General features: G+C 60.8%; 12 protein-coding genes. 1 reads left to right on the top strand and 11 read right to left on the bottom strand.

Features of this window, described 5'->3' with window-relative positions; genetic code table 11:
• Nucleotides 1-2 precede the first annotated feature (2 nt).
• The 10 genes from murD to dinB form a co-directional block, all read right to left on the bottom strand.
• The gene (murD, locus tag L7A20_RS08015; protein ID WP_237223032.1) at nt 3-1538 is read right to left on the bottom strand and encodes a UDP-N-acetylmuramoyl-L-alanine--D-glutamate ligase; all 1536 of its coding nucleotides are present in this window, start codon (nt 1536-1538) and stop codon (nt 3-5) included.
• A complete protein-coding gene (gene mraY / locus L7A20_RS08010) occupies nt 1538-2656 on the bottom strand; it encodes a phospho-N-acetylmuramoyl-pentapeptide-transferase (protein WP_237223031.1) in 1119 nt (372 codons plus the stop codon). Before mraY ends, murD begins: the two co-directional genes overlap by 1 nt.
• A 21-nt stretch (nt 2657-2677) precedes the next feature.
• Complete coding sequence (locus L7A20_RS08005; protein WP_237223030.1) at nt 2678-4273, bottom strand: UDP-N-acetylmuramoyl-tripeptide--D-alanyl-D-alanine ligase; 1596 nt, start codon at nt 4271-4273, stop codon at nt 2678-2680.
• A gap of 15 nt (nt 4274-4288) precedes the next feature.
• Nucleotides 4289-5983 carry a UDP-N-acetylmuramoyl-L-alanyl-D-glutamate--2,6-diaminopimelate ligase gene (locus L7A20_RS08000; protein WP_237223029.1) on the bottom strand — a complete coding sequence of 565 codons (1695 nt, stop codon included), beginning with the start codon at nt 5981-5983 and terminating at the stop codon, nt 4289-4291.
• Between the two features lie 70 nt (nt 5984-6053).
• The gene (locus L7A20_RS07995; protein WP_237223028.1) at nt 6054-7907 is read right to left on the bottom strand and encodes a peptidoglycan D,D-transpeptidase FtsI family protein; all 1854 of its coding nucleotides are present in this window, start codon (nt 7905-7907) and stop codon (nt 6054-6056) included.
• A 123-nt stretch (nt 7908-8030) separates the two neighbouring features.
• A complete protein-coding gene (locus L7A20_RS07990; protein ID WP_237185442.1) occupies nt 8031-8714 on the bottom strand; it encodes a hypothetical protein in 684 nt (227 codons plus the stop codon).
• Nucleotides 8711-9706: a 16S rRNA (cytosine(1402)-N(4))-methyltransferase RsmH gene (gene rsmH, locus L7A20_RS07985; RefSeq protein WP_272879216.1), complete on the bottom strand. Its 996-nt coding sequence runs from the start codon at nt 9704-9706 to the stop codon at nt 8711-8713. The genes L7A20_RS07990 and rsmH overlap by 4 nt, the downstream gene beginning before the upstream one ends.
• A 46-nt stretch (nt 9707-9752) precedes the next feature.
• Nucleotides 9753-10187: a division/cell wall cluster transcriptional repressor MraZ gene (gene mraZ, locus L7A20_RS07980; protein WP_237223027.1), complete on the bottom strand. Its 435-nt coding sequence runs from the start codon at nt 10185-10187 to the stop codon at nt 9753-9755.
• Between the two features lie 288 nt (nt 10188-10475).
• Nucleotides 10476-10877, bottom strand: coding sequence for a DUF3040 domain-containing protein (locus L7A20_RS07975; RefSeq protein WP_237195299.1), 402 nt, complete (start codon nt 10875-10877; stop codon nt 10476-10478).
• Nucleotides 10878-11020: 143 nt separating this feature from the next.
• Nucleotides 11021-12304 carry a DNA polymerase IV gene (gene dinB / locus L7A20_RS07970; RefSeq protein WP_237223026.1) on the bottom strand — a complete coding sequence of 428 codons (1284 nt, stop codon included), beginning with the start codon at nt 12302-12304 and terminating at the stop codon, nt 11021-11023.
• Nucleotides 12305-12430: 126 nt separating this feature from the next.
• Here dinB and L7A20_RS07965 point away from each other — a divergent pair, with 126 nt between their 5' ends.
• The gene (locus L7A20_RS07965) at nt 12431-13543 is read left to right on the top strand and encodes a polyprenyl synthetase family protein (protein ID WP_237223025.1); all 1113 of its coding nucleotides are present in this window, start codon (nt 12431-12433) and stop codon (nt 13541-13543) included.
• An 87-nt stretch (nt 13544-13630) separates the two neighbouring features.
• Here L7A20_RS07965 and L7A20_RS07960 read toward each other — a convergent pair whose 3' ends face one another.
• Nucleotides 13631-14002, bottom strand: coding sequence for an Rv2175c family DNA-binding protein (locus L7A20_RS07960; RefSeq protein WP_185173169.1), 372 nt, complete (start codon nt 14000-14002; stop codon nt 13631-13633).
• Nucleotides 14003-14081: the final 79 nt, after the last annotated feature.

Raw genomic sequence — 14081 nt, 5'->3', positions numbered from 1 at the left:
TTCTAGGAATTGATCTGGTTGACCAGGTCGGCTACCGCGTCGATGAAGGCGTTGCCGCGCTCTGCGTACGAGGTGAACTGGTCCATTGAGGCTGCTGCAGGGGCCATGAGCACGGTGTCGTTCTGTTCCGAAATCTCGTGGGCTTTGGCGACCGCCAGTTTCATGACGGCCCGTCCGTCGCTGGCATCGGCCAGAAGGGGGCTCTCGCTGATCTTGTAGACCGGCACGTCCGGGGCCTGCTCAGCCAGGGCTGATACCAGGGCTGCGGTGTCGGTGCCGATCATGACCACGGCCTTGAGGCGGTCCTTGTGTTCAGCAACCAGTTCATCGTAGGTCACGCCCTTCGACAGGCCACCGGCTACCCAAATCACGGGGTTGAAGGAGGCCAAGGAAGCATTCGCTGCGTGGGGGTTGGTGGCCTTAGAGTCGTTGACCCAGAGCACCCCGTGGGTGTTGGCTACCAGCTGGATGCGGTGGGCACCGGGTTCGTAGTTCTGCAAGCCAGCCTTGACCTGTTCAGGTTCAATACCGGCTGCCCGGGTCAGGGCGGCGGCAACCAGGGCATTCTCCACGGTGTGCTTGGTCGGCAGCTGACCGGTATCTGCTACCTCAGCCACTTCCAGGGCCTGGTTGCGGCGGTCATCGAGGAAGGCCCGGTCAACGAGCAGGCCGTCAATCACACCCAGCATGGAAAGACCGGGAGTATCAGCCCAGAAACCGATGGCGCGAGCGCCCTCAACGACGTCCGCCTCTTCGACCATCTGCACGATCTCGGGGTAGTTAGCGTTGAAGATGCAGGCTACCTGGGTGTTCTCGTAGATGCGGGCTTTATCGGCCAGGTAGTTCTCGTAGCCAGCGTGCCAGTCCACGTGATCTTCTGCCACGTTGAGCACAACAGAGGCTAAGGGCGACATGGAGTAGGTCCAGTGCAGCTGGAAGCTGGAGAGCTCCACAGCAAAGAAGTCGTAGTCGACGGGGTCGCGCAGGGCATCCAGGATGGGGGTGCCGACGTTACCCACGGCAATGGCCTTGTAGCCTGCGGTCTGCAGGATAGATTCGGTCATACCCACGGTGGTGGTCTTGCCGTTGGTACCGGTAATGGCCAGCCAGGGGGCGACCTTGCGTCCTTCGCGCTGGCGCAGGCGCCAGGCTAGCTCTACATCGCCCCAGATTTGAATCTTCTGGGCTACCGCATCGGCCAGAATGCCGATGGTGGGGGCAAGCCCGGGTGAGGTGACCACCAGGTCAGCGGGCTGGCCCTCGACCAGGGGAAGGGCATCCATGGCTCCGGCGCCCAGCACCGAACCGGCTGCGCCCACAATCTTGAGGGTATCGGCCTTACCGCGAGTAGCTTCGTTGTCGTTACCGTCCACCACGACCACGCGGGCGCCCAGTTCAATCAGGGTATCGGCAGCTGAAAAACCTGAGATACCCAAACCGGCTACGACCACGCGCAGGCCGGCCCAGTCAGACTCCCAGCTGGTCAGCTTTTCCAGGCGTTCATACCCGTAGACGGGGTTGGCATTAGTTGCCTGCATTAGAAAACACCTCCGTTGCTCAGTAGCCAGTCACCGTAGAAGATGCCCAATGCGATAGCCACAAACAGGCCAGCGAGAATCCAGAAGCGGATTACTACGTTCACTTCGGTCCAGCCCTTGAGCTCAAAGTGGTGTTGCAGGGGGGCCATGCGGAAGACGCGCTTGCCCCCGCTCATCTTGAAGTAGCCCACCTGAATAATGACGGAGAGGGCAATCATCACGAAGAGGCCTGCGATAATCGGCAGAAGCATCTGGGTGCGGGTGATGATGGCGAAGGCCGCCAGGGCACCGCCCAAACCTAAGGAACCGGTATCGCCCATGAAGATAGTAGCCGGTGATGTGTTCCACCAGAGGAAGCCGATCAGGGCACCAATCAGGGAGGCTGCCAGCATAGCCATCTGGCCTGAGTCAGGAACCTCGTAGCAGACGTTATCCAGGGAGCCGGGGGCGCACAGGTGCTGCTGCTGCCACATAGAAATCAGTAGGTAGCCGCTGAAAACCATAATGGCTGCACCGGTTGCCAGACCGTCCAGCCCATCGGTCAGGTTCACGGCGTTAGTGGTGGCCGTAGCAATCAGGTTGGCCCAGATGATGAAGAGGATAATACCCACCACAGGCCCGGCAAAGGCCAAATCCAGCCAGGAGATATCGCGGGTGAAGGAGAGGTTGAAGGAGGCAGGTGACCAGCCGCGCTCGTCCTTAATCAGCAGCGCACCAACCGCAAAGAGGGTACCGATGAGCCCCTGGAGCACGATTTTGCCCTTGGGAGTCAGGCCCTCACTCTGCTTCTTCCAAATCTTCTGGAAGTCGTCGATGAAGCCAACGCCAGCCATACCCAGCATGAGGAACATAGCCAAAAGAACCGAGGCGGACGGAGCCAGGCTAGTCCCGGTGAGCAGGGCTGAGAGGCCCAGGGCCAGGAAGAAACCGAGGACGGTTGCTGCCATCATCATGACACCGCCCATGGTGGGGGTGCCCCGCTTGGTCTGGTGTGAGGTGGGGCCGTCTTCGCGAATGAACTGGCCGAACTGCTGCTTCACCAACCATTTGGTGTAGAGCGGGGTTCCGGTGATCGAGATGATCAAGCCGAAAGCGGCAGCCAACAGGATGGAAATCATGCGGTGTCTGTGCCTTCCCGGTTATGAGTTATCTGTGGTCTTGGCGGCAGCATCTGGCTGGGCGCCACTGTCTGAGTTTAGTACCTGGACGAAGTCACCGGCGCTTAACCAGGGCTGTGATTGCCCACTATCGCCTTCGTCTCGGGTGAGTTTGCCCTCATAGTCAGCAACTTTTTGACCGAGAAGGCCCAGGCCAGCCCCGTTGGAGGACTTGAAAAGGACAATATCACCCGGCTCAAGAGCGCCGCGCAGGAGCTCGAAGGCTTCGTCGGTGCTGGCAACCCAGGTTGCCTCATTGCCCCAGGAACCTTCAAGGTGGGCGGTGTTGTAGATGGGCTTGGCAATATCCCCAACAGCAATGAGTTTGGAGATGTTGAGGCGTACGGCTAGCTGACCGATACGGTCGTGTTCGGTGAGGGTCTGCTCGCCGAGTTCCAGCATGGCACCGAGTACGGCCCAGGTGCGATTGGTTGAGGGCAGACGGCCCAGCTGGGCAAGGGTTTGCAGGGCAGCGGTCATGGATTCGGGGTTGGCGTTGTAGGCGTCGTTAATAACGGTGACGCCATCGGGGCGGTCAGTGCGCTGCATACGCCACTTGGAGGCAGCTCCAGCAGTGTTGAGTTGCTCTGCAATGCGCTGGGGGGCAATACCGGCCTGATAGGCCACGGTGGCTGCCGCCAGCAGGTTATAGACGTGGTGCTCGCCAATGAGCTGGGAGCTAATGTCAAAGCTCTGTCCATCGGGGAAGGTCAGAGTAAAGGCCGGCTTACCCTCATCGGTGGTGGTGAGGTTGGACGCCGTCATCCGGTGTTCTGCTACCCCGGGGTTGCTGGTGTGGGTCAGCTCGGCTTCGCGGCCCTCCACACCAAAGTAGGTGACGGGAGTAGAGGCCCGGTTGATCATGCGGCGCACCCGGTAGTCATCAATGTTCAGGCCCAGGCCCAGGCGGACGCCTTCGGCCATCTCGCCCTTGGTTGCTTCGATATTATCGACGCCACCAAATTCCCCCGCATGGGCGGTGCCGACCTTGAGCACAATGCCGTAGTCAGGGGAAATCATATCGGTCAGGTACTTGATGTTACCCACCCGGTCAGCGCCCATCTCAATGACCAGGTAACGAGTGTCTTCCTCTGCCCTAAAGACGGTCAGCGGTACGCCAACTTCACCGTTGAAGGACCCGATGGGGGCTACAGTCTTGCCCTCAGCGCCAAAGATGGCTGCCAGCAGGTCCTTGGTGGTGGTCTTACCCGCTGAGCCGGTAATACCCACAACCGTTACCTCCCCGCGCTCGCGCAGGCGGGTCACGATGTAGGCGGCCAGACGGCCCATAGCCAGCACAACGTCGTCCACCAGAATGGAGGGGTAGACCTGACCAGCAGCGTCCTGAACCTCACGTTCAACAAGAGCTAGAGAGGCACCCTGCTCAAAGGCGGCAGGCAGGAAGTGATGGCCGTCCGTCACTTCGCCAGGCTTGGCAATAAAGAGGCAGCCGAGGCCGACCTCGCGGGAGTCTGTGGTGGCAGAAGTGCAGCTCAGAGCAGGAGCAGCGGCAGGGTCTACCCCCAGGAGGGTGCCCGCTACAGCTTCTTCAATCTCAAGCGCTGAAAGTTCAATCATAGGTTTACCTTTAGGTTACTTCTGGTGGTTCTGGTAGGCCGGGAGCACGCTGAAACCAGCATCTTGCAGGGCGCGGGCGGTTTCTACACGATCATCGAGATCTACATCGGTACCGGCAACGTCCTGGGCTACCTCATGCCCGCGTCCCGCCACCAGTATTGAGTCCTTGGGGCCAGCCAGGGCGATAGCCTCGTCGATTGCTGCCGCACGGGGCTCAATGTTGAGCACCCGGTAGGCTCGGGCACCGGCTTCACAGGCCGTGCGGGCACCGGCCTCAACGGCCTCACGAATGGGGGCGGGGTCTTCACCGTGGGGGTCATCGTCCGTCACCACCACGATATCGGCGTAGGTGGCCGCAATTTCGCCCATGAGGGGGCGCTTGGTCTGGTCGCGTTCACCGGTTGCACCGAAAACGATAATGACCTTGCCGCCCTCCTCTGCTGGTTCGATGGCTTCCAGGGCGCGTTTTAGAGCATCGGGGTTGTGGGCGAAATCCACCAGGGCGGTAGGTTCGGTGGAAATCAGCTGCATGCGTCCGGGCACGACAGGGGTCAGGGTCTCGGTGCGCGATAGCGCCTCCACGATGCGGTCACGTTCTAGACCATCGCGGGCGCTCTCAAAGACCATCACGGCGGCTAATGCGGCGTTCGAGACGTTGAAATCGGCAGGGAGCAGGGTGGCGCTGGGTAGTTCAAAACCGTCACCCCGGCGCAGGGTAAAGGAGTGGCCGATGCCGGAGCGCTCTACCTTCACCAGGGCCCAGTCCTGAGCTGCGAGGGAGGTCAGCACGTCCGCCCCCGGCTCATAGCCAGCACCGAAGTTGGTGAAGAGACGCACCACCGCACGGGCTCCCAGGGCCTGGACAGCGCGGTCTGCCATAGCAAGGCCCCAGCGGTCGTCGGCGGTAATGACGGCGCGGCGGGTGCGGGCCGGGGTGAAGAGCTCGGCCTTGGAGTCGAAGTAGCTCTCCATGGTGCCGTGCAGGTCTAGGTGGTCCTGGGTGAGGTTGGTAAAGCCCGCAATGTCGTATCGGATGCCATCGACACGGCGGTAATCCAGGGCATGGGATGACACCTCCATCGCTGCGCTGGTAATACCCTGCTCACGCATCAGAGCGATAAGGGAGTGCACGTGGGGGGACTCGGGAGTGGTGAGCTTAGAGGGAATAGCCTGGCCACCGGCAAGAATCTCAATGGTTCCAATCAGGCCGGTGGTGTGGCCCAGGGCCTGCATGATCGAGTTGGTCATGTAGGTGGTGGTGGTCTTGCCGTTGGTACCGGTCACCGCAAAAAGGCGGGGTGCTCCCCCGCTGCTGGGCTGGGAGGCATAGATACGGGCAGAGAGCGGCCCCACAGCGGCCCGTACCTGGTCGGTGGTCACAAGGCCCAGCCCCTCTGGGAGCCCCAGGTCACGGGCAATAGCAAGGCCAGCCTCATCGGTCAGCAGGGCGGACGCTCCCAGCTCGATAGCTGCGGGCAGGAAGGCAGCCCCGTGCACCTTAGCACCGCCCAGGGCAACGTAGAGGTCGCCGGGCTGCACCTCGCGAGAGTCCATGGTGATACCCGTGATGGGGCGGGCGGACGCCTGCACTAGCTGCGCTCCTAACCCCACCTCGGTCAGCCAGTCGGCGACCTCAGCGCCGGTGCGCTCGGTAACCTGACGGGGGCGCAACGTCTGGGCGCTGCCATCAAGTGCTCGGTTTTCTGTCACAGGCTTTCCCTCCAATAGGCGGTCAATCGTTGAGGTGCGCCCTCGGGCGCGGGTGCTAGTAGGGTCTACTTTAGCCGTTTTCGTCGTGGCCCTCAGCGAACTTAGGGGTCTCTTGCGGCTCAGTGGTGGAACGCGGCACATTGTAGATGTGCAGGGTTTTCTCCATAATCTCCGCGAACTGGGCCGTAGCGTTGGCCAGGCCAACAGCCGATGCCGTGGTCTGCGGACGGTGCATGGTTACCGAGACCAGGAAGCGGGGGTTCTCGGTGGGAGCGACCCCCACAAATGAGGTAGCCCAACCGTCATAGGTACTAGAACCCTCACCCACGTTTTCTGCGGTACCGGTCTTACCGGCAACCCGGTAACCGTTAATCTGGGCACCTTTCGCACCACGACCCTGGTACACGACAGCTTCCATGACCTGGAGGGTCTTCCGGGCGGTTTCTTCACTCACCATGCGGGTACCTTCAGCGACCTCGCGGACTTCCTCGGTGCCGTCCGTATCAATCACAGCATCAATAATTCGGGGCTTGAGCATAACCCCCTTATTCGCCACAGCCTGGAAAATCATTGAGGTCTGCAGGGCCGACTGGGCAACGCCCTGGCCAAAGAGAACCGTGTACTGCTGGCGGATATCCCAGTCCCGCCAGTCACTGACCAGGCCCTGGGATTCGCCGGTTAGCTCAATACCGGTGAACTCCCCCATGCCAAACTTCTTAAGCCAGTTGTATCGCTGCTCCTTGGTGAGCTTGCTACCCATCATGACGGTACCGGTGTTCATCGAGTCAGCAATAATACCGGCAACAGTGCGCTTCTGGGCGGGGTGCACGAAAGGATCAGTAATGGTCTGCTGGTCAATTTCGAGCTCAGCAGGCACATCGTAAACGGTCTCAGGTTCAGCGATACCCTCTTCAAAGACGGCAGCAATGGTCAAAATCTTCTCGGGAGAGCCAGGCTCAAAAACCTGGGTGATAGCGCGGGGGTTCATATCGGCTAGCTCAAAGCGCTCAGCGCCGGGGTCCATCGTCGAAGAATCCGCTAGGGCCAGGATAGAGCCGTCGCGCACGTCCATCACAATAGCCGTTCCCCACTCGGCTTTCAGCTCCTCAGTGCGGGCCTTGACCACCTGCTGGGCAAAGTACTGTACATCCTGGTTAATGGTCAGGCGCACACTCTTGCCGTCCTGGGCGGGGGTGTTTTGTTCATCCCCGATAGGGATGCGGATGCCGTCGGCTGAAATTTCGTAGATGCGTTCGCCATCAATACCGGCCAGGTACTCCCCCATGGTGCGTTCAATACCCACCGAGTTATTCACCTGGCGGGTCTCGCCGCTGGTACCGTCCACGGCTTCTTCAATAATGCTAAAGCGGCCCACCACCGAGCCACCTACCTGGCCATTGGGGTACTTACGATCAGACAGAATCTCACCGTAAATATAGGGAGCGCCCAGGGCATCTACCTTGTTATAGATCGCAGGAGTAACGTTCTCCTTCACAATCTTGTATTTGAGGTCGCCATCGAGCGCCGCCTTCACATCGGCGTCACTCATTTCAAGAATATCGGCCAGCTCATACACTAGCTCGGTGGGAGTCACTTCGACCGGGTCACGGCTTTCCTCGGTGTAGCGCTTAAAGTTAGCCACGGCAGACTGATCAACGGTGATATTGTAGCGCTGCACGCTACGCGCTAGCACGTTGCCGTTAATATCGAGAATCTCTCCACGCAGGGCCGGAATGGTCTGCTTACGGGTACGCTGGGCTTTCGCAGCATCGGCTAGACCGTTCGAATCAAGACCCTGCAACCAGGCAAGGCGCAGGCCCACGACGCCCAGGCCACCGATACCCAGGGTACCCGCGATAAAGCCACGCCTCCCTACGGTGCGTTTGATGCCCTGGACGGGTTCGTTCTGCTCAGTGCCGCTCATCGTCCCCTATTTCTCTTCTGCTGTGATTCACTCTTACCTCCGGTTGCCTAGCCCGAGGTTACCTGCTGGCTCAGAACGCGAACAGGTGCCCACCACTGAGGCAGGCACCGTATCACGCGCTTGCTATTGACCGCCTGCGCTCGCCGCAGTGGACGGCTGGGCTGAGGTCTGGGCCGCGGGTGAGGCGCTGGCAGGAGCTGAGGCCTGGGCACTTGCTGAAGCGGCCGCGCTGGCTGATGCTTCTGCTGAGGCCTTGGCTTCGGCTTCTTCCTTCTTGCGCTGTTCCTCGGCCCGGGCGCTGGCCTCTTCGTAGGCCTGGGTGTCGGCCAGGGCAGGGGGTGCAATCAGGTTCTTTGTTGCGGCTTCGCCTTCAACCGCAGCCAGGGGGGTGCCGGTAATTTCACCGGTTTGCAGGTCGAGAGTGGCCTGGCTAGAGGCAGCTACCAGCCCTAGCTGGCTTGCGCGGATAGCCAGGTCCTGGGGGGCCTGGTGGAATTCGATTTCCTGGGCCAGGGCCTCATTCTGCTGGATGAGGGCCTGCTCTTGAGCTCGTAGCTCAACCAGGTCGTACTGGCGGGAGGCCATGACGATGCTCAGCACCAGCACGGTGAGCAGGGCAACGAGCATGGCGCCCAGGGCCACGAAGACGCGCCAGCGGTTGGAGGTAGCGCGCAGGGCCCGGGAGCGTGAGAGAGGACGGCGGGCGGGGGCTGCTTCTTGAGGTTCATCGCGCACCACAGACAGGCGGGGCTTGTTCAGCTGCCCGCCCTCGTCGGTTGAGGTGGGGAAACGGGGTTCCGCGCTCATCGTGTTGCCTTTGGTGTCTTGATTTTTTCTGCTGCCCTCAGTTTTGCGGACGCCGCCCGCGAGTTCTCTTCAATTTCCTGCTCGGTGGGGGGTTCAGCACCGCGGGTAATGATTTTAAGTTCAGGTTTGTGTTCTTCGAGCTCAACGGGAAAGCCCTTGGGGGCGCTGGAGGTGGCCCGGGCGGTGAAGGCTCGTTTGACGATTTTGTCTTCGAGGCTGTGGTAGCTCATGGCCACGCAGCGTCCGCCCAGGTTGAGGGCGTCGATTGCTGCCGGTATGGCACGCTCTAGGGCATCGAGTTCGTGGTTGACCTCGATGCGCAGGGCCTGGAAGGTGCGCTTGGCGGGGTGCCCGCCCTTGCGCTGGGCGGCTACGGGCACGGCCTGCTGAATTACTTTGACCAGCTGGCCGGTCGTCTCAAAAGGACGCTCGGCGCGGGCCGCTACGATACGGGAGGCAATGCGGGCTGCGAATTTTTCTTCACCCCACTGGCGGATGATGCGGCGAAGCTCTGCTTCTTCGTAGGTGTTGACCACGATAGCGGCGGTGAGCTCCTCGGTGTTGTCCATACGCATATCGAGCGGGGCGTCGTAGGAGTAGGCGAAGCCGCGTTCACGCTCATCGAGCTGCATGGACGATACGCCCAGGTCAAAGAGCACGCCGTCGACCTGGGTGACGCCGGCTTCTGCCATAGCGCGGGGAATCTCGTCGTACACGGCGTGTACGGGGATGAAGCGGTCGCCAAAGCGGGCCAGGCGCTCACCGGCGAGCTTGTGAGCCATGAGGTCGCGGTCAATACCGATGAGGGTGAGGTCTTTGAAGCGTTCCAGCATGGCTTCTGAGTGGCCACCCATGCCCAGGGTTCCGTCGATGACGACGGCGCCGGGGCGGGAAATTGCGGGCGCGAGGAGGTCGAGGCAGCGGTCAAGCATGACCGGCACGTGCCTGTCTTTGGCGTCCTTGCCGGGTGAGAGGTTCTCTACCTGAGTCAAGGGGTGCTCCTCGTGTTGATGGTTTTGTGGTCCGCGGTCTGTGGGGTTAGAGCATGAGCCCTGGCAGGATTTCATCATCGGTGCCAGAGAAGGCTTCTTCCTGTTCTTTCAGGTAGTCCTCCCAGGCTTCGGTGCTCCATATTTCTGCCCGTGAGCCTGCGCCGATGACCGTGAGGTCTTTTTCCAGCCCGGCGTAGTCTCTGAGGTTTTGAGGTATGGTGATTCGCCCCTGCTTATCGGGCACCTCATCAGAGGCCCCCGATAGAAAAACTCGAATGTAGTCTCGCGCCTGCTTCGACGACAGCGGAGCCGTGCGCAACTGTTCGTGAATACGCTCGAACTCGGTCATGGTGAAGACGTAGAGGCAGCGTTCCTGCCCGCGGGTGAGCACCAGACCTGCTTCCAGCTGCTCGCGAAATTTCGCGGGAAGAATCAGGCGCCCCTTGGCGTCCAGACGCGGGGTGTGAGTTCCAAGAAACACGGCACCACCGCCTCTACCTGTCGCCTGTGCTCCCCCTAGCAAGCGGGGAAACTACATCAGTGTTGTTCTATCCCCTCCACTTTACTCCACTACGCCCCACCGAATGTACCAAATACGGAATTTTTACCGGGTTTTTGAGTGTTTTCACATGGAATGAGATGGTTACAAAATTTTCTGCTTCATGAAGCGCCCATCGGGCAGCCAATCCGCACCTCCCGTATATAACTTTGAAGGCATACAAAAACCGCCCGGTGCAGGCCGGGCGGTTAAACGTTAATCTATGGAGGGCTAGAAGCGAGAGCCGCCTTGGCGCTCATCCCACTTGTTTTCGAGGTTCTGCATAAAGCGAGAATTTCCCTTGTTTTTTGAAGGGGTCGGGCGGGCAGATGCCCCACCGGCAGCTTTAGTGCCTTTTCCCTTGGGCGCAGTCGTAGCGAAATACACGCCAGCAGCTGCTACGACAAAACCCAGTACGCCCAACAGGATGAGCTTAGTAGAGACTCCAGCGATGATGATGCCCAGACCCACCACAGCAACGAGGGCGCCAATCACCAGGTTGCGGGGTGATGACGAGACAGCCGGAGCCACAAGGGGCTGGGGGCCGGTCATGGTTGACGCAAAGGCGGGGTCTTCGTTGAGCTGCTTTTCGAGCTGGGCAAGAAGTTCCTGTTCCCGTTCTGAAAGCGCCATGGTGTCTCCTTAGCTTGTGCGGTGAGCCTAAACGCGCAGGTGGGGCGAGCAGCACCGGACGCGAGCGCGCGTCAGGTTGTCTCCCCATCTTACCGGTTGCTCTTGAGGGCAGCCTAGCTGCTCCCTGAAAATGACCTTGCATTTCATTGCTGTTTTCGGCTACCGGGGCTAAGCAGGCTGGCCGGAAGTAAGCCTTTGGCCCCGAAGCGGGCATTGATGGTATCCATGGTATTTTCGGCGTCTTCCCATTCTTGGGCCAGGGCATCTTGGGTGAGCGGGGCGGCGGCACCTGCTCCTGCAGGTGATGCCGGGGTGAAGAGGTGCATTTGGACCCCGACTTCCCGCCCTTCCAGTTTTTCTGCCCGTACTCCCAGCAGGCGCAGGGGCCGGGGTGACGAGCCATCTGCTTGTAGTACCTCTAGCTGTTTGAGGTGGGCGATGACGGCGTCAAACATGACGCGGCCAGATACGGTTGCAAGGGGTAGGGGGCAGGAGCGGGTGAGAGTTTCGAAGTCCGAGTAGCGGATTTTGAGGCTGAGGGTTCGGGTTTGCCGCCCGGCGGCCCGCAGTCTGCGGGCTACGGTCAGGCAGAGGGTGTAGAGCTCTGCGGCGATAGCCTCAGCATCTGTCTGGTCGGTGGTGAAGGTGTGCTCGGCACCGATTGATTTTTCGATGCGTTCGGGGGTTACTTCTCGGCGGTCGATGCCCCGGGCCAGTTCGTAGAGGTGCAGACCTGCCGCCTGGCCGCAGCGCCCCTGAAGCCAGGGCAGGTCGTATTCTCGTAACTGGGCGACGGTATGGATTCCAAGTCCTTCGAGGAAGGCGGCGCTTTTAGCCCCGACGCCCCAGAGCTTACCGACCGGTAGGGGGTCCAGGAATTCTTGAACCCGCTGAGGTGGGACCACCCAGAGACCGTTGGGCTTAGAACCGGCGGACGCCATCTTGGCAACGAATTTACTCGATGAAATCCCTACGGAGCTCGGCAGACCCAGCTCGGTTTTAATGCGGTCGCGGGCCTGTTGCGCGATATCGACGGGGCTCCCTTGGGCTCGGACGGCGCCGGTGAGGTCGAGGAAGGCTTCATCAACGCTGACCTGCTCTAGGCGGTCGGTAATCGTGCCTAAGATAGCCATTACCTGGGCCGAGTAGCTGCGGTAGTGGGCGGACGGCTCCAGTAGCAGGGCAGCAGGGCAGAGCTGGCGGGCGCGGGCCAATGGCATGGCTGAGCGTACTCCGTAGCGGCGGGCTTCGTAGGATGCGGAGAGGACGACCGAGCGCGGCGAGTTGCGGGCAACGATGAGCGGACGCCCGCGCAGCTGGGGCTGTGCAAGAAGCTCAACATTGACGAAGAAGGCATCCATATCAAGGTGCATGATGATGCGGGCAGGTGCATCCGCACGCACACCCTGAGTAGCCTGCTGGTCCATCTGCCCCACCCCCATCAATCGAAACTATGTTCTAATCCATCCTAGATGAGCAGGGCAGTTTTGACTAGGTGCAGGCCCCTATCTACTAGACTGGTGTGCAGAGCTATCCCCAGACCCAAGGACGTCATGACCCCCCAGCCAGCCCCCGCTACCGGCCCCGACGAGTCCGCAGCCTACCTTGAGGCTCTCGAAGCCGAAATGGGCCGCTTTTTTGATACCCAGCAAGAACTTATGGCGACCGTCTCGGTTGAGACCCTGCCCCTGTTGGAGTCCGTCCGCGCCCTTTCCACCGGCGGTAAACGCCTTCGAGCGCTCTTGGCCTACTGGGGCTACCGCGGAGCTGGTGGAGCTGGAGTGACCGAGTCCATCGTTCGGGCAGGTGTAGCGATCGAGCTCTTCCAGACCGCTGCCCTGATCCACGATGACATTATCGATGCCTCCGATACCCGACGGGGTGCCCCCAGCGTGCACCGCCGGTTTGAGGCCATGCACCGGGAGCTGGGCTATAAGACCAGCCCCTCCGCCTTCGGGGTCTCAAGCGCAATCTTGGCCGGCGACCTGTGCCTGTCCTGGTCAGAAATGGTATTCTCGTCCATTCCTGAACTCACCGCCGCCAGCGAGGCCCGCTTTATCTTTGACCTGATGCGCACCGAAGTGATGGCCGGCCAGTACCTCGACATTGTGGGCGAAGTCGTGCCCGAAGAAGAGCCAGAAGTTGCCCTTGAGCGGGCCAAGAACGTGATTCGCTACAAGGCCGCTAAATACTCCTGCGAACACCCCATTGCCCTGGGCGGGGCCCTGGGTCTTAACCTGAAACACGGGGAGACCTCCGAACTGGTTGCCGGCTACCGGGCCTTTGCCCTGCCCCTGGGCGAGGGCTTCCAGCTGCGCGATGACGTACTGGGGGTCTTCGGCGAGCCCGAAACCACCGGCAAGCCCGCTGGCGATGACCTGCGCGAGGGCAAGCGCACCGTCCTCACGGCCTTTACGGCCATGAAGAGTAACGCCGACCAGCGGGCCTTCCTCGAAGGCTCCCTGGGTTCCCCTACCCTGGGGGCAGAGACCATCGAAGAGCTTCAGCGCCTCATGAGAGACTCCGGTGCCCTCCAGGCCGTTGAAGAGATGATTCAGGCCAAGGGGGACGAGGCCCTAGCTGCCCTTGAAGCCCTCGATCTCGAAGCGTCCGTACAGCAGGCCCTACGGGCCATAGCGGCCAAGGCTCTGCACCGCTCCTTCTAGGGCAGCGCCAGTATCTATCAGGTAATAGAACAGCAGGCTCACACCGGAGTGTGAGCCTGCTGTTCTCTATCTAAATCTTTAAAAGCCTTACCAGGCCAGGGCCGAGGCGCGGCGGCGGATTTCGGTCTTGCGACCGTCAATCAGGGCGTCGATAGGACGGCCGGGCAGGGTGTCGTCAGCAGTGTAGAGCCAAACGATAGCTTCTTCTGCAGTGAAACCGGCATCGGCCAGCACGCTCAGGGTGCCTTTGAGGGGCTCAAGCACGCGGTCTTCGCGCATGAAGAGGGCGGGGACCTTGCGGACGCCGGTTTCGGGGTCGCGCACGGCCAGCAGGGTTCCGTCAGCCAGCAGGTTGTGGACGCGGGTGACCTTGAGGTCAAGGGCTTCTGCGATATCGGGGATGGTCAGCCAATCGCCAACCAGAGCAATTACTTCAGGTGTAGTTTTTTCATCAGTCACCTATCCATTGTGCCCCAGAAACCGGGGAATCGGTAGGTAGCATCGGTAGGGGCACAGCGAGTTTCGTTTTCGGTCTCTT

Origin of the sequence: Rothia nasimurium, assembly GCF_928381415.1 — a bacterium.
Taxonomy (GTDB): Bacteria; Actinomycetota; Actinomycetes; order Actinomycetales; family Micrococcaceae; genus Rothia; species Rothia nasimurium_H.
Note: the sequence above shows the minus strand (reverse complement) of the source record. Positions and strands in the feature narration are given on the sequence as shown.